General features: G+C 45.7%; 14 protein-coding genes. 11 read left to right on the forward strand and 3 right to left on the reverse strand.

The annotated features are described in order from the left end of the window. Positions 1-417: 417 nt before the first annotated feature. Together GSQ62_RS18950 and GSQ62_RS18955 are read right to left on the reverse strand one after the other, a co-directional pair. A complete protein-coding gene (locus GSQ62_RS18950) occupies positions 418-672 on the reverse strand; it encodes a transposase (protein WP_161890952.1) in 255 nt (84 codons plus the stop codon). Between the two features lie 183 nt (positions 673-855). Further along, the gene (locus GSQ62_RS18955) at positions 856-1,242 is read right to left on the reverse strand and encodes an IS110 family transposase (protein ID WP_161890953.1); all 387 of its coding nucleotides are present in this window, start codon (positions 1,240-1,242) and stop codon (positions 856-858) included. A 994-nt stretch (positions 1,243-2,236) separates the two neighbouring features. Between GSQ62_RS18955 and GSQ62_RS18960 the strand changes: the two genes are divergently transcribed. The 8 genes from GSQ62_RS18960 (at position 2,237) to GSQ62_RS20715 (ending at position 11,661) form a co-directional block, all read left to right on the forward strand. Then, entirely contained in the window at positions 2,237-3,883 is a 1,647-nt protein-coding gene (locus tag GSQ62_RS18960) for a vitamin K epoxide reductase family protein (RefSeq protein ID WP_161890954.1), read from the forward strand. Between the two features lie 873 nt (positions 3,884-4,756). Beyond that, the gene (locus tag GSQ62_RS18965) at positions 4,757-4,930 is read left to right on the forward strand and encodes an IS3 family transposase (RefSeq protein ID WP_161890955.1); all 174 of its coding nucleotides are present in this window, start codon (positions 4,757-4,759) and stop codon (positions 4,928-4,930) included. Further along, complete coding sequence (locus tag GSQ62_RS18970) at positions 4,882-5,082, forward strand: hypothetical protein (RefSeq protein ID WP_161890956.1); 201 nt, start codon at positions 4,882-4,884, stop codon at positions 5,080-5,082. Before GSQ62_RS18965 ends, GSQ62_RS18970 begins: the two co-directional genes overlap by 49 nt. Before the next feature lie 42 nt (positions 5,083-5,124). Continuing rightward, entirely contained in the window at positions 5,125-5,484 is a 360-nt protein-coding gene (locus GSQ62_RS18975; RefSeq protein WP_161890957.1) for an integrase core domain-containing protein, read from the forward strand. Between the two features lie 476 nt (positions 5,485-5,960). Further along, entirely contained in the window at positions 5,961-7,583 is a 1,623-nt protein-coding gene (locus GSQ62_RS18980; RefSeq protein ID WP_161890958.1) for a DUF6734 family protein, read from the forward strand. A gap of 24 nt (positions 7,584-7,607) precedes the next feature. Then, positions 7,608-9,818 carry a peptidase domain-containing ABC transporter gene (locus tag GSQ62_RS18985; RefSeq protein WP_161890959.1) on the forward strand — a complete coding sequence of 737 codons (2,211 nt, stop codon included), beginning with the start codon at positions 7,608-7,610 and terminating at the stop codon, positions 9,816-9,818. Positions 9,819-9,872: 54 nt separating this feature from the next. After that, positions 9,873-11,225 carry an HlyD family efflux transporter periplasmic adaptor subunit gene (locus tag GSQ62_RS18990; protein WP_161890960.1) on the forward strand — a complete coding sequence of 451 codons (1,353 nt, stop codon included), beginning with the start codon at positions 9,873-9,875 and terminating at the stop codon, positions 11,223-11,225. Positions 11,226-11,457: 232 nt separating this feature from the next. Beyond that, on the forward strand, positions 11,458-11,661 hold the full coding sequence (locus tag GSQ62_RS20715) for a hypothetical protein (RefSeq protein ID WP_202621804.1): 204 nt from the start codon (positions 11,458-11,460) through the stop codon (positions 11,659-11,661). A gap of 14 nt (positions 11,662-11,675) precedes the next feature. On the opposite strand, the gene GSQ62_RS18995 is transcribed toward GSQ62_RS20715, so the two are convergent. Beyond that, positions 11,676-11,801 carry a CsbD family protein gene (locus tag GSQ62_RS18995; RefSeq protein ID WP_237586824.1) on the reverse strand — a complete coding sequence of 42 codons (126 nt, stop codon included), beginning with the start codon at positions 11,799-11,801 and terminating at the stop codon, positions 11,676-11,678. 472 nt (positions 11,802-12,273) lie between these two features. Between GSQ62_RS18995 and GSQ62_RS19000 the strand changes: the two genes are divergently transcribed. The 3 genes from GSQ62_RS19000 (at position 12,274) to GSQ62_RS19010 (ending at position 20,506) form a co-directional block, all read left to right on the forward strand. Then, positions 12,274-15,468: a SusC/RagA family TonB-linked outer membrane protein gene (locus GSQ62_RS19000; protein ID WP_161890961.1), complete on the forward strand. Its 3,195-nt coding sequence runs from the start codon at positions 12,274-12,276 to the stop codon at positions 15,466-15,468. Between the two features lie 54 nt (positions 15,469-15,522). Beyond that, complete coding sequence (locus tag GSQ62_RS19005; protein ID WP_161890962.1) at positions 15,523-17,055, forward strand: RagB/SusD family nutrient uptake outer membrane protein; 1,533 nt, start codon at positions 15,523-15,525, stop codon at positions 17,053-17,055. 118 nt (positions 17,056-17,173) lie between these two features. Continuing rightward, positions 17,174-20,506 carry a VCBS repeat-containing protein gene (locus tag GSQ62_RS19010; RefSeq protein ID WP_161890963.1) on the forward strand — a complete coding sequence of 1,111 codons (3,333 nt, stop codon included), beginning with the start codon at positions 17,174-17,176 and terminating at the stop codon, positions 20,504-20,506. Positions 20,507-20,548 lie beyond the last annotated feature (42 nt).

The following is a 20,548-nucleotide window of genomic DNA, read 5'->3' on the forward strand; positions in this document are numbered from 1 at the left end:
AAGCAAACGCGTGTTTGATGCCGCCTTCAAGCGTATGGCCATTGACCTCTGCTATCCGAGAGGATCGGTGAAGAAGTGGCAGATGAGTTGGGCACCGATCCCGGCAGGCCGAGCAAATGGTGGCAAAGGGAGGCCGCACCCGTCAAATCCGTTGAAGGACTCTCACAGGAGCAGAAAGAAATTAGAAGGCTGCAAAAGGAGGCACTATCTTAAAAGTCAAGGGTTTGACTTAACTTTTTCTTATCTTTATCTCACCTGAAAGAGAGTTCCTAGCCGACAGGTGCTGGATGCTCATCTTGTGTAGCCCTACTTGGCGGGGCTACATTGTTTCGGTCTGTTGCGCAGACACCTGAAAGAGAGGTTCCGGCTTCCAGGCTTTGGATTTCTTCCTTTGTTTCCTGCCGCTGGTGTTTTCCTCTACGACCATGTCTCATCTTTCTTCCACAGGGTGTAAATCAGGATCAGAAGCTTCTTCTGCACGACCATGTAGACTATCATCTTCTTTTTCCCCTTCCCCGTCAGCCGTTCGTAAAGCGCCCGGCAGATCCGCACCTTTAGGCTCACCGCCTTCAAGGCCAAGGCCGGCATGTAAAGTTTCTTCCTGGTGTGGCTGTTGCCATGCTTAGAGATTTTCGCCTTGCTGTTCATCTTGCCCGACTGATTCTCCACCACATCGTAGCTGGTGAGCTACTTTTGGCTGGTGAAGAGGGCAAAGCCCTTCGTCTCGGCGATGACGGGGGATGCCGTCAGCGGCCCCACCCTTTTGGTGGAGATATTTCTCTTTAAGAAAAGGGTCGGATTCGACGGTGGCCTTTATTTCCTCCTCAATGGCCTGCGTCTGTGTCTGGTAGAGCTTCAGGGTTTTCTATAGCCACTCCATGCTGGCCAGCATGGAGTGGCGGCGTGCAGATGGTTACTGCCCTCGGTGCGCATTTGATGAACCTGCTCATGCTCACGGGTGAGTTTGCGCAGCAGGTAGAGTTGGCAGCTCAAAGGCTGCCAGGGCCTCAGGTTCCTTTCCGCTTCAGGGTCATGGCGTCCTATCCAGTCGTTCTTGGACTGCAACCCAGGCTCTGGGTATTTTTTTGCCCTGTTAGGAAGCACGATGATTTCCTTCTGTTCTGCCTGATACAGCTGCCAGGCTATGTCACCGGTGGCCTCCAAGATGTAGAGCAGCTCTCCCCATATGCTCGCCTCGGCAAAGCCTTTGGGGGGTGAGAATTTGCGGGAGGCTTTCACCACTATCCGCTGCTCTTGAGGGAGTACCCTTGAGCGGCGAGGGTGGTTGAGAAAATAAAGTACTTCGCCCTGAAAGCTAAATTTTACATCAAAGCTACTCAGGCTGCCTTCAAAGATAAACTTGTGTAATATCAGTTAGTAATTAAGGTTAAAAATTAACAGGGAATATGTTACTTAGTTGTGATTTTGATTTAATAATAATCTTGGAGCATATTGTAAAAGCAAAGATTTAAGAGTTAATTCAATTATGTTCTATTTTATTTATAATGTTACCTTTAGCTTAAGATCTTCCTTTCCAAAGATAAAATAAATTATTAGTTTTAATTCATTCAAGCTTGTTATAAGCTTCTCTTTTATAAATAGGAGTTACGCTGCTATTGGTAGAGTCGTATAATAAATCAATTTTCGGTAACAAATCCCTTTGTGGAAATACCCACAAGGGGAGGAAGACTATCACGACTGTTTCAGGAGATGGTCAAAGAGTGCTGGCAGTAGAGCCTGTGCCCCTCATAGACGAGTGCTGAAAGATAGTCACCTCAGCAAAAAACATAGAGTTTTTGAGGAACTAGAAGATTGGCTTTCTAATAGAGCTCAAGGCCAGCCATGTCTTACCACCGGTACTATGAGCAGCCGGTGGGCAAACCGGAGCAACTGCCAGTGAAGGAAGGTCTGTGACTATGTGAAGACGCTTCTGATAGTGGACAGAGAAGGTTATGAGATGTATTACGCCTTGAGGAACCTACTCTGGCAGGTGCAGAAGTGCTCTTAGGACATAAAAACGCTCAAAACTTCTTCTTGAGCTCCGCATAAGCCACATATAACCACATATTCTGTGTAATCCGCGTCTTCCAAAGGCTCGCTTAAATGCACAGGAAAAAATAATACTGAGAAATTACACGGCCTGCAGCAAAAACTGTTCTGCAGGTACAATGTGAATTCCTCTATGCCTAAGGAAATTTGAAAAAAATATTTCTAACCTATATAAGGGTCACGCAGCATGTTTAATCAATATCATACAAATGTTAGAGCTACAATAGAGTTTTTGAGTTTACTAAAAGTGAGAGTAAATAACGCAACAGTAAACGAAAATTTGCAAAATCACCCTGATTGGCCTAGCTTATTGTGTATAAGTGACGCCTTGAGTAAATGGAATATTCCTAATGGTGCTGGTAAAATTGATCCTATCAATATTGACGAATTGCCTACCCCCTTCATGGCACGTACGAACAACCTTGGAGCACCAATGGTTATAGTTGCTAATGTTACTGATAAAAAAGTACAGATATATCAGAAAAACTACAATAAACTTGTTACTAAAAGTAAAGATGATTTTATAAAAACATGGAACGGAATATACCTAATAGCCGAACCAAATGAATATTCTGGTGAACCAAACTATGAAAAAAACAAAAGAAAAACATTTCTAAGCTCTCTCATTCCTATAGCGGCTCTTGTCTTGTTGGTAATTGTTTCATTTATGCTTATTCGAAGAGTAATCGAAACAACTGGGATTTCTGCACCTTCTTATATATTAGGGGTTTATCTTCAATATCTTATTATGCTAGCAGGAGTGGTCGTTACAAGCTTCTTAGTTTGGTACGAGATAGATAAGAATAATCCTTTTCTTAAAAAAGTATGTACAGGTATTGCTAAAAGTGATTGTAGTGCAATAGTTACTGGAAATAAGTCAAAATTGTTTGGTTGGTTAAGTTGGAGTGAATTAGGACTTTTCTATTTTATGGGTGGCTTACTTGCGTTATTATTTGCAGGGAGCTATGTTATTCACAATATTGCTGTTTTAGCATGGTTAAACATACTTGCGTTACCCTATATCGTATTCTCCATTTATTATCAGTGGCAGGTAGCAAAACAATGGTGTATGCTCTGCCTTGCTGTACAGGTCTTATTGCTGATGGGCGGCATTAATGTCATTTTTAATAATTTTATTTTTCCATCTTTGCAATTTTCTATTTCTATTTTTATAAATGTTATAATTATATATCTGCTGCCAGCCTTGATATGGTATACACTTAAGCCATATATACAAGGCTTACAAAAAGCTGAGGATAATAAAAGGGAATACATGCGTGTAAAGTTTAATGCTGATATATTCAATATTCTTTTGAAAAAACAAAAATCCATAGCCATACCCACCGCCGATGGCTTGGGCATCGATATAGGAAACCCAATGGCAACAAATACACTCATTAAGGTATGCAGCACGTATTGCGGCCCCTGCAGTAAGGCACATCCCAAAATTGAGAAGTTATTAGAAGGAAATACTAACTTAAAAGTTAAAATTATATTTACTGTATCCGACAAAGTACATGACCCGGCAGTGAAACCAATCAGTCATTTATTAGCAATAGCTGAGCAAGCCAACGAGGCTACAATCCAAAAAGCACTAAACGATTGGTATCTACCAAATGCAAAGGATTATGAACGCTTTGCAGCCCACTATCCAATGAATAGAGAGTTATTAAATCAAAGCGGTAAAATTGATGCAATGAATAAATGGTGCAAGTCGGCAGGTATTAGTTACACCCCTACCATTTTCATTAATGGATATCAGCTTCCCGATGCTTACAATATTGAGGATCTACAATACTTTCTTCTTGATTCCCCTACTTTAGGGGTTGAATGAGATAAAAAAACATTTTCTTTTGGTATAGTACCCCAAGAGAGAAGACTGGCGGTACTAAATGGCACTGCAGGGTCATTGCCAGGGCCAAAGCCTGTGATGCATAAAGCAAAAGGCAAAACAAACAAATTTATTTTTAACTTTTAAATCAAAAAAAATGGAACTTAAGAAAATGAGTCTTGCCAACATCGAAGGAAAGTTGAGCCGGGCAGAAATGAAAGGTATCATGGCTGGAAGTGGTAGTGGTTCTTATAAATGCTGCACTAATGCGAGCGGTAGCGGTACCTATAGTGGCTGTAGCGAATGTGTATCGTGTGACAGCTCTTGTAGTTGTAGTTCTGGCTCTACTTTAGTAGCATGTTAAACAGGTAAATTAATAAACAGTTGATATATTTTTATTTATAAAGTATGTCAACTGTTTATTCACTTGTGAAAGGCAACTTCGCTCTTTGATGCGAAATGTTAAAGCAATTTTAGGACACACAACAAGTTAAGCGACAGAATACCTCCTTATGAATTAAGTTCAGCATCGTTTGCTTGGAATTATCAACCGGCCATATCGCACCAAGTTCCTCTATGATGATTCAGTAGTAGAGCAGAATTCCTACAGCAACTTTTATTCAACCTCATACTGCCCAATGCTATGTACAATAAAGGCTGCAGGGTAAGGGAACTTAGGGAGGCGCTGCTGATTAGCAATCAAGATATATTTATTACTGGCTGGGGTATAATACTCCCTTGATTTAGGGCACTATTTTAATTGAGGTATAACTTTTAGCTTAGTGGAAGAATGAAAGGGAAAACAAGGAAATCCAGCGCGGCCTTCAGGCCAGGGTAGCCATCGAGGCCCTGAAAGAGCGGGAGAGCTTGGCCATCATGCGCCTCTTGGACGAGCGCTGCTTGGGCGGGCCCACGTATGGGGTGCTCCAGATGCAGGATTACTTGCTCGATGAAGGGTATCAGGTGAACCACAAGCGGGTGCGGAAACTGCTCCGGCTCATGTGCCTGCAGGCCATCTACCCCAAAAAGAACCTGATCCGGTTGGGCTAGGCCGGGTAGTTTACCCTTACCTGCTGAGGAACCTGGAGATAGGGTGCTGCAACCAGGTCTGGGAGGTGGGCATCACCTACATTCCGCTGGAGAGGGGCTTTGTGTACCTGACGGCCATCATCGACGTGCACAGCCGCTTCGTTGTCACCTAGTGGGGGCTGTCCAACAGCCTATAGACCGGGGCAAGCCTTGCAGTGCTGCGGGAGGCGATTGCCCGCCATGACAAGCCGGAAATAGTAAACTCCGACCAGGGCAGCCAGTTCACCTGCAAAGAGTGGGTGGAGTACCTGAAGGGAGAGGGCATCAGCATGGACGGCAAAGGCAGAGTACTGGACAATATTTACATTGAGCGGCTGTGGCGAGCACTCAAGCGGGACTATGTCTACCTGCACCCCGCCCTGGACAGATGGAAGCTGTACCAGGGGCTGAAAAGCTTCTTCGGCTTTTACAACCATGAGAAGCATCACCAGGGGATAGGGAGACGGATTTCGGTAAAGCTGTACAAGCAGCAAGCTGCATTATTTTGGGAGAGGGCAAGTAGAGAACCAACTTAGAAACAGTACAAAGTGGTCCTAATAAAGAGGGAGTACTATAACAAAATGGCCTGTTTGAGTCATCTAAAAATAAAATAGCTGTCCTGTGTTAAGTACATTTCAACTGTCTGTGCCGCAAATATCCTTAAAGTTATCTAATTAAATAAATAGAATAAATCAGTTTATATTTAAATAAAAAGAGGAGAAACTACTTAGATCTAAAGAAATGAAACAGAAATAAAGTAATAGGATAGAAAATAAAGTAGACTATGAAATATAGTTATGGAACTTATAGAAGGATTTTCAAAGCGGTATAGGTAAAATCAACGATGAAATGATCTTGGTTATACCTATACCATCAATGGGTTATAAAGGTAAAACTAATCAAGCTTTCATCTCAATTTTTAAAGTCCAATTAATACTCTTGCAAAGGTACTTTGTCAAAGAACCTTTGCAAGAGTAAAGTTATCAAAATTGATAGCATCAATATATCTTATATGAGATTTATACAAACACTACACATTGATAAAATAAAAGATCCTTTTAGTCATAGTTTTGGCTGGGCTGCGCCAGAATATCATTTAATGAGTTGGACTCTTTGCAGCTTACAGTTACAGAAAATATATAAGAAAATTGACCTTTATGCCAACAGTAGTGCTGCTAAGCTGCTAATAGATACTCTTGAACTGCCATATGACAACGTCTATATAACACATGATAATCTCACTTTATCTAACGAAAATCTTTGGGCCTTACCAAAAATATATACTTATTCCCTGCAGCACGCTCCTTTCCTTCACATAGACGGAGATATTTTTCTTTTTAATCAGTTTGATGAATCATTACTTAAAGGTGAATTAATCGCGCAAAACATTGAAGAGGCTACAGATTATTACCTGTCAACACAAAGAGAGCTAATAAAGCATTTTACTTATTTCCCAAGTTGCGTTAAAGCTGACTTCAGCAAAACGGCTCCAATAAGTGCAGTTAATGCAGGAATCCTGGGAGGTAACAACATTGGTTTTATTAATGAATATAGCCGATTAGCATTTAAATATATAAATAAGAATATAAATAATCTCTCTTTTATAAATGTTAATCGTTTCAATGTGTTTTTTGAACAGCATCTATTCTACTCTCTTGCAAAGCAGAGGAATCTGCCAATTAATGTACTATTCCCTATTAAAATTAAAGATAATGAGTATAAGCATCTCTGTGATTTTCATGAAACGCCTTGTAAAAAACAATATTTGCATCTTTTGGGTCAATCTAAAAAGGATGAATATACTTGTATTCAAATGGCATTAAAACTAAGAGATTTGTATCCTGAACATTATTACAAGATAATGTCAATTTTTAAAAGAAAAGAATCACGTTTATTCTTAGAGCTTTATGATAGAGCAAATCTGAATACTTTGGAAGATTATCTTAAATTTAATAATAAGGCAGAAAAAATATTCAATAAAGGAAAATCAGAGATAGATACGAAAAGTCGAGCTAATTACGGTATGAGTTATTATAGTGGTGCGTTTGACTTATCTATTTCGCAAGCTGTTGCAAGAAAGAACATCAATAAAATAGATAATCCTCTAATTAAGGAAAAAGCTTATATTGATTATGAAGTATTCATAAAGCATTTAATTAAATATTTAGACAATTGTAGGAAGATTAATCTCTATTACTTGTATGGACGAGATATAAAATCAGCCCGCTGGTATTGTGAGCTCTTTTCTAACGATGAAAATTATCAAGATAAAATTATTTCAAAATGTAAACATATTGAGATAATTGAGTCAGAGTTCGATTGGGCAGGTATTATAAATAAGAACAAGCGGATGGGTGTTAAGTATTACGAAAATATAAAATTATCACCAGGCATTTTTTATAATTTAATCATCCCTGAAGTTCATCATAATAAGGTTTCATTTTTTGATCTTGATGAGTTAGAAAAATTAATTTTAGATAACTTATCTGTGCCCCTATCAATTGAAAGGTTGATCCATAAAATGAAATATTACACAGATGAAAACGTGCTTCAAAATCACATGCATATTTATAGTAAACTTATAGTTACCCTAATTAAACAATTAGTTATAAAAAAAGCAATTAGACCCAGTTAACTACTTATTTTTCATACAAAAACTTTGAGAAACTCATTTCCACTTTATAAACAGCTTGATTCTATGGACTGTGGCCCGACCTGCCTTCGTATGGTGGCAAAGTACTACGGCCGTTCTATTTCATTGGAGTACCTGCGAAATAAGTCGCAATATGGTAAAGAAGGTGTATCAATGCTTGGCCTGTCCGATGCTGCAGAAAATATTGGGTTAAGATCTGTCGGAGCCAAACTTACTTTTGAACAACTTATTAATAATGCCCCACTGCCTGCCGTTATTCATTGGGACCACTACCACTTTGTAGTTTTAACTCCTGAATCAACTAATAAAAAACTGGTAATAGCCGATCCAGCAAAAGGATTCATCAAGCTTAATAAAGACGATTTTCTAAGACACTGGCTCTCCACTATTGAAAATGAATCAGGTAAAGGCACTGCTCTTTTGTTGGAACCCATTCCTCTCTTTGAAGAAATGGATTTCAAAGATGTCGATCAGGCAAAGAAAACAAAAATTGGCAGAGATTACTTGTTCAGCTATGTAAAACAACATAAGGCTTATTTTTATCAGATATTTCTGGGCTTACTTTTAGGCAGTATTTTACAACTCATTTTCCCTTACCTTACGCAAAGTATTGTTGATAAAGGCATCGATAATCGGAATATAAATTTTATACAAATTATCCTGGCAGCACAGCTAATGCTGCTGTTTTCACAGACAGTGATAGAATTCATCCGTAGCCGTATATTGCTACACATCAGCACAAGAATAAATGTTTCTCTGCTATCAGGCTTTTGGGCCAAGCTCTTAAAGCTTCCGATGCAGTTCTTCGATAGTAAACATCCTGGTGATATTATGCAGCGCGTAAGTGATCATCAGCGCATAGAAAGTTTTTTGACAGGAACGGCATTGAACACTCTCTTTTCGATTATAACCCTTGTTGTTCTTTCCTTTGTTTTACTTTCGTACAATATTATCATATTTGTCATTTTTCTTTTTGGTAGTTTGCTATACCTAATCTGGATACGATTTTTTTTAAAGTACCGTCGGGAACTTGATTACCAGCGTTTTGCCATAGCTGCCAAAGAAACCAATGCCACAATGCAATTGATTTATGGTATGCAAGAAATAAAACTTAATAATGCTGAGAATACTTACCGCTGGGCATGGGAAGGACTACAGGCAGGCTTATTTAAGCTTAACTTTAGAACTTTATCGGTTAGCCAATACCAACAAATAGGTGCGTTCTTTATTAATCAAGGTAAAAATATTCTCATTACCTTTATAGTAGCCAAGCTGGTTGTGGAAGGCGAGCTTACCTTAGGTATGATGCTTGCAATTCAATACATCATAGGTCAATTAAACAGCCCGATAGATCAGTTGATTGGATTTACACAACAGGCACAGGATGCGAAAATTTCTTTAGAGCGTCTAAACGATATTCATCTGCTAGATGACGAAGAGCCTGTTCAAAAACATTTCAATCATTATTTACCCGAAGAACATAGCATTCATATAAAGAACCTTTCTTTCACTTATCCAGGCGCAGGCAATGAGCCTGTACTGAAAAATATAAATTTAACACTACCGATGAGCAAGGTAACCGCTATTGTCGGTATGAGTGGAAGCGGTAAGACGACTCTTATGAAATTGCTTTTGAAGTTTCATGAAACGTACAAAGGCGATATTTTTATAGGTAACTCAAGTTTTAAAACTATAAGCCCAAAATTTTGGCGCAGCGCAAGCGGTGCAGTTATGCAGGATAGTTTTGTATTTAATGATAATATACGAAAAAATATTACTGTTACCAATGAAAAGGTTGATGAGCAACGCCTTCTCTATGCCTGCAAAACAGCCAATATACTTTCCTTTATTGAATCATTGCCATTAGGCTTTTATACAAAGCTGGGTGCAGAAGGCAATGGCATTAGTGGCGGGCAGAAACAAAGATTGGCTATTGCAAGGGCAGTATATAAAAATCCTCAAATTTTATTCTTCGACGAGGCTACCAATTCCTTAGATGCCAATAATGAAAAAGAGATTTTGGAAAACCTGCAGCAATTCCTTAATGGCAAAACAGTGATTGTTGTGGCTCATCGTCTCAGCACGGTAAAAAATGCAGATAAGATTGTGGTGATGGTTAATGGGGAAATTGCCGAAGAAGGCACACATACAGAACTTACAATGAGAAAAGGCAAGTATTACGAACTCGTAAAGAACCAATTAGAATTAGGAAATTAATTCATAACAAACATATCAAGGAACCATCTGGTTAGCCGGGAAAAATGATGTAAGATGGAAACAGATAATACTTTACTACTTCTCGACAATGCGCCTATTGAAAGTGTGCCCAAAATGAAAAATACATTTGGCGATCATGGAAATGAGATCGACGAAATTATTTCGAGAAAAGTACCTTTTATTGTGCGCTGGGGTACTGTCTTATTTTTACTCCTGTTCATGCTGCTTGCTTTAATATGCTGGTTTATTCAATACCCAGACATTATTTCTGCCAGTGCTAAATTGAATAGTGCCAATGCTCCCCGACAGGTAATTGCAAGAGCAGATGGCAAATTGGTAAGGATAATAGTAAAAGAAAATGAAAAAGTAGATGCGGGGCAAGTTTTAGGTTACATGGAAAGTATTGCTAATCCGCAGTCGGTAATGGAAATTAAAAAACGATTAGCAACCATCAACAGCCTTATAAGTCAAAATAGAACAGATGAAATAATCTATTTATTTCCTGATCATACTAATCATCAGTTTCTGAATAACTTAGGGGAATTACAGACTCCCTATCAAACCTTCACCCAATCTTTTACTATGTTCAGGGATGTTTTAAGCAATGGTTTCTTTCTGCAGAAGAAAAAAATGTTGGTTACAGACATACAGAACATTCAAAAGATGCATGATATATTAACCTATCAAAAGGATTTGCTACAACAGGATTTTTCATTAAGTAGTCAAACTTTTGAGTCTAATGAATCTTTGGCTAAAGACAAAGTGATATCTCAGTTAGACTACCGTAACGAAAAAAGTAGACTAATAGACAAGCAATTATCCTTACCACAAATTGATGCATCCATTGTTTCCAATGATATCCAGCTAAATGAAAAAAGAAAAGAAATTGCTGAACTGGAAAATCAAATTATTGTGCATAAAAACACCTTCATACAGGCATTGCGAACAATGAAAAGCCAGGTGCAATCATGGGAGTATGAATTCCTGCTGAAAGCACCTGTATCGGGAACAGTTGTCTTCATTGGCTTTCTACAGGAAAATCAAGAAATGAAATCCGGGCAACCTTTATTCTATGTGCAGCCTGACAATGCTTCTTACTTTGTTGAATTACTCATTCCCCAATACAACTTCGGTAAAGTAAAACCAGGGCAACAGGTTATATTAAAATTTCAGGCCTATCCTTATCAACAGTACGGTTCAGTACTTGGCCAGATTGACTATATTAAGAGCACGCCAACCGACAGCGGTTATTTAGCAAAAGTTATCTTGCCTGATGGATTTATAACGAATCACAAAAAGCCTTTGCGATTTCAGCACGGCTTACTTGCACAGGCAGACATCATAACAGAAGACATGCGACTTTTAGAACGTTTTTATTTTGATCTTCTTAAACAGTTTAAAGAATAGCAGAAGGTTTACGTCATATGAAGGAAAGTGTATAAAGCCCATAGCGCAAGCTAATCTACCCAAAGAGCCTGCCCTACGTTTTTTAAGTGAGAAAATAAAAAATTGATGGCAAATTCAGCACTCACAGCGAGAGACTGCTGATCCGTATTTAGAATGTAATGAGACGGTTGCACGGTTATGCCTATCAACAGGATCTGCTTTTAGTTTTTCGAGCTTTAGAAATTGACTATCTTTGGTTCATAAAAAGCAAGCAGCAGTAGGTTTTGCCGACTTAGCCGTAGAGGGTCACAAGATCAAAAATAAGTTCCTCGGCCAGATTAACCCTGTGGTGGACTGGCACCCGCTCTCCTCCATCATGGACAAACATTACGTCAAAGGTGCCAGCGCCACCGGCACTCCTGCTTATTGTCGGCTTCCCGGATCGTCGGTCATCTAAAAGTTTAAAACCTCTTAATTGACTCTCCAAAAACCAGGCCGCTGTAAAATAGAGGATTCGGTCAGGTTGCCGTACTGTTGCTTCATCTTTCCCTTCAGCTCGTTCCAGTCGCCTCGGGTTCTGTATTCTGTTTCGTTCATGTCCGTTTTCTTTAGTTATATATACAGCTTTACGTACTTGGTACCGGAGCGTTATCTGTAGGCTTTTGGAAAGTATGTGCGTAGGAAGCGGGCGCCCTTTGCTGTAGTTACAGGGATGTCAGCTGAGGTTGAGCAGTGCCTGATACCGGTGGTAAGTAAGGGCTCATGCATTAAATGGCAACATGTTGTATAATCAGAAAACCTTTTGCATATTTGACGAGTAATGGCAGTAGGGCAGCGCATGGACGGTGCAGCAGGCCAAACAGAAAAATGAATGCCGCTGTGCCATTACGTGCTTCTAAGAGTGTGGAGCGCTTCTGCTCTTCTGCTAAAATTTATTGCCGCCTTGTCAGCCGCCACAAATGTCCGCTACCTGAAAACAGTACTTAAGTCTGAAATCGCCCTGGTAGGGTGGAGTATTGCTTTGCTTTTGTCCCAGCGAATAACGTTTCACCATCTTTAACAACAACGTATGAAGAAAATTTACACTACATCTCAGGTGCGCCCCAAGCGCACCAAGGCAGGTAGTCCGTCACAAAAGAAAAGGTTCGCCATACTTCTGGCCGCCTTGTGCCTGGCGCAGGGGGCGGAGGCTTCTGTGCTGCCTGGCACTGACATGAACCGGCTGGCCTTCTTTCAGGGCACAGAGGTAAGAGGAAAGGTAGTAGGCGACGACGGCGTGGGGGTACCGGGCGCCACTGTGGTGGTGAAGGGTACCACCGTGGGCACGGCTACAGACGCAGAGGGTAATTTCGTGCTGAACGTGCCGAACGGCGATGCGACGCTGGTCATCTCCTTTATCGGTTTCAAAACCCAGGAGGTGCCGATTAACAACCGCTCTACGGTAAATGTGACGCTCTCTACTGATGCACAGGCTCTGGAGGAAGTAGTAGTGACAGGCTACGGTACGCAGAAAAAGGCAGACGTGACTGGAGCCACCGCCACCGTGAACTCAGATGACCTGAACGCGGGGGTTATAAACAACCCGATGCAGGCAGTGCAGGGTAAAGTGGCTGGCCTTAACGTGGTTTCCGGCGGCGGCGACCCGACAAGTAACCGCCCGGTTATCCGTTTAAGGGGTACCTCGTCGCTCAGCGCCAACAGCGAACCGCTGATTGTGATAGACGGTGTGGCAGGAGCCTCCCTAAGCACCGTTGCCCCGGAAGACATTGCCTCCATGGATATTCTGAAAGACGCCTCCTCTGCCGCCATCTACGGCTCCAGGGGTGCAAACGGAGTTATCATCATAACTACCAAGCGGGGCCAACCCGGTAAACCCGTTGTGGAACTGAGCAGCTATGTGGGGCTGGAAGAGGTGTCCAACACGATACCTTTTCTGTCGCCGGACGAATTCGTGACAAAGTTAGAGGAACAGGGCCTCGACCGCAATGCCTACGATTTCGGCGCCCGCACCGACTGGTTTGATGAGATTACCCGCAAGGCCATCAGCCAGAACTACAGTATGGCTGTTTCAGGGGGGGCAGATAACTTCACTTACCGTGGCTCTGTGGTATACCTTGACCAGCCGGGTATTGCCATCAACTCGGGCTTCGACCGCCTGAACGCGCGTTTGAACCTGTCTCAGACAGCCCTGGACGATAAGCTGGAAATTCAGCTGTTGCTGTCGCAGCAGGTGAGCAACAAGGACTTCGTGGACTATTTCTCCTTCCTAACGGCGGGCAGGCTGAACCCTACCTTCCCCGTCTTCAACGACGACGGCACATACCTGCAGCCTGGGGTGGCCGGTTTCGATCAGTTCAACGGAAGGGGTATTCCGGGAGGCTTTGAAATAGAGAACCCGGTGGCCAGGATGATGCAGCTCACCAATGAGTCACGGGAGAAGCAGACGCTGGCTAACCTGAAGGTCTTCCTGGAGCCCGCAGAAGGACTGCGATTGGGTGTTAATACCTCCATTAACAACTACAATAGCCTGTATGGCTTTTTCAGGCCGAGCACTTTTAAAGCAAGCAGCAACAATACCGCCTATGCTACCCGCAATCAGCGGGAAGTGATAGACTGGCTGACGGAGCTCACGGCACAGTATGAAGGAGCAGCCGGAGACCATGAGTATTCCTTCCTGGCGGGCTATACCTACCAGAACCTGTCGAACGAAGGGTTTAGCGCCGGGAACAGCCGCTTCCCCAATGTGTTCGGGTATAACAACCTGGGTGCCGGTAACGCGAACATCGATGATACCAACTCTACCAACAGAGAGGTAGGCTCCTATAAATCGGAGGCGATTCTTATCGGCTTCATTGGGCGTGTTAACTACTCCTATAAAGACAAGTACCTGCTGACCTCCAATATCCGGCGTGACGGATCTTCCCGTTTCGGTGAGAACAACCGCTGGGGCTGGTTCCCGTCTGTTTCTGTGGGCTGGCGCATTACGCAGGAACCATTCATGAGTGGGGTAACCTTCGTGGATGACCTGAAACTGCGTGTGGGCTACGGAGTGACCGGCAACCAGGAAGGTATTGCAGATTACGCTTCCCGGCTGCTGTTTGGCCCAAGCGGCTCTTATTTCACAAGCGGTGGCTTCCAGACAGCTTATAACTACAGCCAGAATACTAACCCGGACTTAAAATGGGAGACCTCGGCCATGACAAACATCGGGCTGGACTTTACCTTCCTGGGTGGCAGGCTGAACGGCTCGCTGGAGTTCTACAACAAAGACACCGAGGACCTGCTGTTTGACTATCCAATTTCTATCGGTACGAAATACGGCTCTGGCCAGCTGACTGCTGTGACGAACAGCATACTGGCAAACGTGGGGGAGATAAACAACAAAGGGGTTGAACTGGCTCTGGATTATATTGTGATTGATAACAATGATTTCCAGTGGAACACGAACGTCAATTTTGCGCATAATACCAACGAAATCGTTTCGCTGAGCTCCGGTATATTCGAGTACGACAACTCCACCCCCCGAACCTATGGTGGCTTCGGCAGCGGGCAGGGCGGTATTGCACAACCGGTGGTGCTGCAGGAAGGCTATCCGATCGGCCAGTTTTATGGCCCTGTTTTCGAAGGATTTAGCACCGATGATGACGGAAATCCCTCTTATGTTTTCCAGGATGTCGATGGAGACGGTGAAATTGAGCCTTTCGGAGGAGACCGTACCTACCTGGGCGATGCGAACCCGGACCTGACCTTTGGATGGGGAAACGACTTTACCTATAAGAACTTCAACCTGAACTTCCTGTTCAGGGGAGCAGTGGGGCACCAGATCGTGAACGGCCCCTATATCTACTCTGCCAACCCTAACCGTTTCCCGAGCAATAACGTGATTGTGGATGCGTTTGAGACAGGCATACCGGAGGGATTGTCACCTGCTTTCTCCAGCCTCTGGGTAGAGGATGCTGACTTTGTGCGCCTTGATAACTGGCGCTTGTCCTACCGCATCCCGGCTTTCGGGAAATATATAACCGGGGCACAGGTATATATTGCCGGGAACAATACCTTCGTTATCACAGGGTACCGTGGTATAGATCCGGAGCCAAGACTGGGTGCGTCGCGTGACATTTATGGTGGTTTACAGACAAATGTAGGAGGGGCTACCATTTCTGCTGCTGATGCTGCTGCAATAGGACTATCTCCGGGTATTGAGCCTGTTACTTTCTACCCCAGAACGCGTTCCTTCTCGCTCGGAATTTCCCTGACCCTGTAGGGTTGGTGAACCAAAGCTTATTTCAGAAATTAAATCGTGAAAATGATTCTTCGTATGAAAAGATATAAATTAAGGAATGTGCTGGCTGTTGCATCCGTAGCGAGTTTGCTAGTGGGTGGGCAGGCCTGTACTGATTTGGACGCAGAGGTTTTTGACAGGGCAGAGGCCAGTAAATTCCCTGCAAATGAGGAAGAACTCCTGTCGACAGTGGGCTCTACCTACGGGCAGTTGCGCGGTTTCCTGGATCCGGTGCTTGTGCTGAACGAGGCCACAACCGACGAACTGGTGGTGCCAACCCGCGGCCCTGACTGGTACGACAACGGATCTTGGCAGCAAATGGCGCGGCATGAGTGGTCGCCGGTATCGCCTGGCCAAATCAACGGCTCATGGGAGTGGGCCTACAGAGTAATCGCCGGAGCAAACATCAACCTGGCTGCCCTTGAGGAGAGTACACTTGACGTGGAGGGAAAGGAGGCAATTATTGGTGAACTACGGATGCTGCGCGCGTTCGCCTACTTCTGGCTGATGGACATGTTTGGCAATGTACCTATCATCACCGAAGACACTCCTGCCGGAAACCCCCCACAGAACACGCGACAGGAGGTATATGCCTTCGTTGAAAAGGAGATAACGGAGGCTCTGCCTTCCCTGAAGGATGAGGCCGGTGTGGTAGCCTACAGCCGTTTCACCAAGGGCGCTGCCAATGCCATGCTGGCCAAACTGTACCTGAACGCAGAAGTGTACACCGGCACGCCGCAGTGGCAGAAGGCGCTGGATGCAGCGAACGCTGTCATGAGCGCAGAAGCAGGTTATAGCCTGAACCCGGAGTACCTGGAAAACTTCGCAGTGAACAATGGCAGCAACACGGATACGTATGAGGAGAACATTTTTGCCATTCCTTATGATAAAGTGCTGGCGGGCGGCATGAACATGCACATGCGGACCCTGCACTACGCACAAGGCGCTGCCTATGGCCTGTCTTCCAACCCGTGGAATGGCTTTGCGACCAGAGCAGAGTTTTACAACATGTACTCGGACGAAGACAAACGTAAGGCGATGTGGCTGGAAGGGCCGCAGCCGAGTGCCTCAGGAGATGTGATTACCTTTGTAGATGCAGTAGACGGTAAGCTGAAGGAGCTCAATTTCACGCCGCAGATCACTTCACTGGAGAAGGCTTTTGGCAACGAGGGCGTCCGAAACGTGAAGTACGAGGTGCAGCGGAATAACACCCGCAACGATCAGGACAATGACCTGGTAGTTTTGCGCTACGCGGACGTGCTGCTGATGAAAGCCGAGGCGCTGCTCCAGTTGGGACAGACTGCGGAGGCCCTTGCCCTGGTGAACGAAGTGCGCGCGCGCGCTGGCGTAGATCCACTGAGTACGCTGACATCGGATATCCTGCTGGAAGAGCGTGGCAGAGAGTTAGCCTGGGAGGGCTGGCGCCGGAACGACCTTATACGCTTCGGAAAGTACATCAGCGGCACCTGGGAGTTTAAGAACGCAAGCGAGCCTTACCGCGACCTCTTCCCGATTCCGTCGCAGCAGCTCTCTAACAACCCTAACTTAAAGCAGAACCCTGGGTATTAGCAGGCTTATGAACTATTGATAACCCATTCTTCTTATCAGGAAAGCAAGTTGTTTAACTTGCTTTCTTTTTTTAAATTGGAGGAAATAAGCAGCTTCCGGAAACCTGGGCCTATACCACATGGCTTTAAAATACACACAGCCCCTTTCTTTTACCCTTATCTTTTGCGCGTGCCTCGCCTGCAGTAAAAAAGAAGCGCAGGACCAGGACACGCTGTTCCAGGAGCTTTCTGCCACCCGCACGAACGTGGACTTCATCAACAAAGTGGAGAGCTCGAAGGAGATGAACATCTTCAACTACCGCAATTTCTACAACGGCGGCGGCGTGGCCATCGGCGACATCAACAACGACGGCCTGCCGGATATATACCTCACCGCCAACACCGGCAAAAACCACCTGTACCTGAACAAAGGCAACCTACAATTTGAGGACATTACGGAGCAGGCGGGCATAGGCGGCAACCAGGCCTGGAGCACGGGCGTGACCATGGCCGATGTGAACGGCGACGGCAACCTGGACATATATGTCTGCAACGCGGGCGAGGTAAACGGCGACAACCGGAAGAACGAGCTCTTTATCAACAACGGTGCTGAAGGCAAGGGCGTACCGGCATTTACAGAGCAGGCCATGGCCTATGGCCTGGATGATGAAGGCTACTCCACCCACGCCACCTTCTTCGACTATGACCGGGATGGCGACTTGGACGTGTACCTCCTGAACAACAGTTCTTACCCGGTGGGCAGCCTTGGCTTCACGAACCTGCGCGAGCGGCGGGATGAACTTGGCGGCGATAAACTGCTGCGGAACGACGACGGGAAATTTACCGATGTGAGCGAGGCCGCCGGTATATATGGCAGCCTCATCGGCTTCGGCCTGGGCATCACCGTCGGCGACGTGAACAACGACAACTGGCCCGACATCTTCATTTCCAACGACTTTTACGAGCGCGACTATCTATATATAAACAACCAAAACGGCACCTTTGCCGAGGCCAGCAAAGACTGGATGCAGCACGAGAGCCTGTCCTCGATGGGCGCTGACATCGCCGACCTCAACAACGACGGCAACCAGGATATCTTTGTCACGGACATGCTGCCGGGAAACGATATCCGGCTGAAGAAGACCTCGGTGTATGAGAATTACGACCTGCAGCAGCTCAAGCTCTCCCGCGACTTCCATTACCAGTACATGCAGAACATGCTGCACCTCAACAACGGCGACAGCACCTTCAGCGAAGTAGCCCGGCTGGCAGGCGTACACGCCACCGACTGGAGCTGGGGTGCCCTGCTGTTTGATATGGACAACGACGGCCTGAAGGACATCTTCGTGGCCAATGGCATCTACCAGGACCTGACGGACCAGGACTTTGTGAACTTCCTCGGAAACGAAGAAACCATGCAGAAGGCGGTGGAAGGCGGCGGGTACGATTATAACAAAGAGCTCATCTCGAAGATGTCGTCCACACCAATTCCTAATTATGCTTTCCGGAACCAGGGCAACCTGCAGTTTGAAAACCAGGCGGAGGCGTGGGGCCTGGGTACACCGGGTTTCTCCAACGGCGCCGCCTACGGCGACCTCGACAACGACGGCGACCTGGACCTGGTGGTGAACAACGTGAACATGCCCGTCTCCATTTACCAAAATAAAACCTCTGAAACGCTTAAAAACCATTTCCTGCGCGTGAAGCTGCAGGGCACCGGCAAAAATCTGGATGGCATCGGGGCCAAGGTGTATGTGTACCAGCCTGACAAAACCGTCTATCTGCAGCAGATGCCAAACCGGGGCTTCGAATCGTCGGTGGACCTGACGCTGGTATTTGGCCTAGGCAAGGAAGCTGTCATTGACTCCGTGAAAGTCATATGGCCGGACGATAAAATGCAGGTGCTGACAGACGTGAAACCGGACCGGGATATTACCTTGAATTACCGGGAAGCCAACGAGCTATATATACCGGAAGCGGCAAAACCGGCCGGGCCTTTTTATGACGCCACGCAGGAAGTGCAACTGGCCTATACGCACCAGGAAAGTAACTTTGTGGACTATAACCGTGATGCCCTGCTCAAGCAGATGTACTCCACGCAGGGCCCCGCCGTGGCCGTGGGCGACGTGACCGGCGACGGGCTGGAGGATGTATATATGGGCGGCGCCTCCGGCAGTGTAAAGAAACTCTTCGTGCAGCAGCCGGACGGCACATTTAAGGAAAGCGCCACAATTGCTTTTGGTGAAAACACCGCTTCGGAGGATGTGGCGGCCACGTTTTTTGATGCGGACAAAGACGGCGACCTGGACCTGGTGGTAGTGACCGGCAGCAACGAGTTTGACGCTGGCGCCCCGCAACTCCTGGACCGGCTTTACATCAACGATGGCAAAGGAAACCTGAAGCAGGAGGACCGGCTGCCGAACATCACCACCAATGCCTCGTGCGTAGCCGCGGAAGATTTCGACCGGGACGGCGACCTGGACCTGTTCATCGGGGGTCGGATGGTGCCAGGCGGCTACGGGTACGACGCAGCGAGCTATTTATATATAAACGACGGCACCGGCAGTTTTAAAAACTATACCAAGCGCTACCTGCCCGCAAACGAACTGGGCATGGTAACGGATGCTGCCTGGGCCGACCTGAATGGGGACAAATACCCGGAACTGGTGGTGGTGGGAGACTGGATGCCTGTCACCATATATACCAACAACAAGGGCCGCAGCCTGAGCGAAAAACACGAAGTGCCGAACTCCTCCGGGTGGTGGAACGCCATCGAAGCAGCCGATACGGACGGCGACGGGGATATGGATTTTGTGCTGGGCAACCTGGGCCGGAACAGCCGCATGACAGCCAGCGAAAGCAAGCCGGTTGAGCTGTATGTGCATGATTTCGAAAATAACGGCACCGTGGAGCAAATCATCAACTGCTACACCGAAGACGGCAAAGCCTATCCCATGGTGCTGAAGCAGGATTTGCAGCGGCAGGTGCCGAGCATCAAGAAGAAGTTCGTGAAGTACACCGACTACGCGGGCAAGCAGCTGCACGAGATGCTGCCGGAGGAGGAACTGAAAGCAGCGGTGGTGAAGCAGGTAGTCAACCCCAATTCCTCGCTCCTGATAAACAAGGGCAACATGCAATTTGCGCTGGAGGCGCTGCCGGTAGAGGCGCAGTTCTCCCCGGTGCATGGCATTGAGACAATGGATTACAACCACGACGGTCACCTCGACATCCTGCTGGCGGGCAACTTCTTCGATGTGCTGCCGGAAATCGGGCGGTACGATGCCAATTACGGCCTGCTGCTGGAAGGCACGGGCGAAGGCCGGTTTAAAGTGCGGAGCCCGAAGGAGTCCGGTTTTTTCACGGAAGGGCAGGTGCGGGACATGCAGCGGGTGAAAGGAGCGAACGGACAGAGTTATATCCTGCTCGCCAAAAACAACGCCAAGCTGCAGGTCTTCAGCCTCCGGAGGCAGTAGAACGGGAGTTGCCTTATGCCAGATTTTCACGCACACAAGTTT

The sequence above is a fragment of the Pontibacter russatus genome, assembly GCF_009931655.1.
Classification (GTDB): domain Bacteria; phylum Bacteroidota; class Bacteroidia; order Cytophagales; family Hymenobacteraceae; genus Pontibacter; species Pontibacter russatus.

What these genes read in the sequence shown, in the direction of transcription:
- GSQ62_RS18960 (WP_161890954.1), top strand. Translation starts at nt 2,237, where the DNA reads ATGTTTAATCAATATCATACAAATGTTAGAGCTACAATAGAGTTTTTG.
- GSQ62_RS18965 (WP_161890955.1), top strand. Translation starts at nt 4,757, where the DNA reads ATGCGCCTCTTGGACGAGCGCTGCTTGGGCGGGCCCACGTATGGGGTG.
- GSQ62_RS18980 (WP_161890958.1), top strand. Translation starts at nt 5,961, where the DNA reads ATGAGATTTATACAAACACTACACATTGATAAAATAAAAGATCCTTTT.
- GSQ62_RS18990 (WP_161890960.1), top strand. Translation starts at nt 9,873, where the DNA reads ATGGAAACAGATAATACTTTACTACTTCTCGACAATGCGCCTATTGAA.
- GSQ62_RS18995 (WP_237586824.1), bottom strand. Translation starts at nt 11,801, where the DNA reads ATGAACGAAACAGAATACAGAACCCGAGGCGACTGGAACGAGCTGAAG.
- GSQ62_RS19000 (WP_161890961.1), top strand. Translation starts at nt 12,274, where the DNA reads ATGAAGAAAATTTACACTACATCTCAGGTGCGCCCCAAGCGCACCAAG.
- GSQ62_RS19005 (WP_161890962.1), top strand. Translation starts at nt 15,523, where the DNA reads ATGAAAAGATATAAATTAAGGAATGTGCTGGCTGTTGCATCCGTAGCG.
- GSQ62_RS19010 (WP_161890963.1), top strand. Translation starts at nt 17,174, where the DNA reads ATGGCTTTAAAATACACACAGCCCCTTTCTTTTACCCTTATCTTTTGC.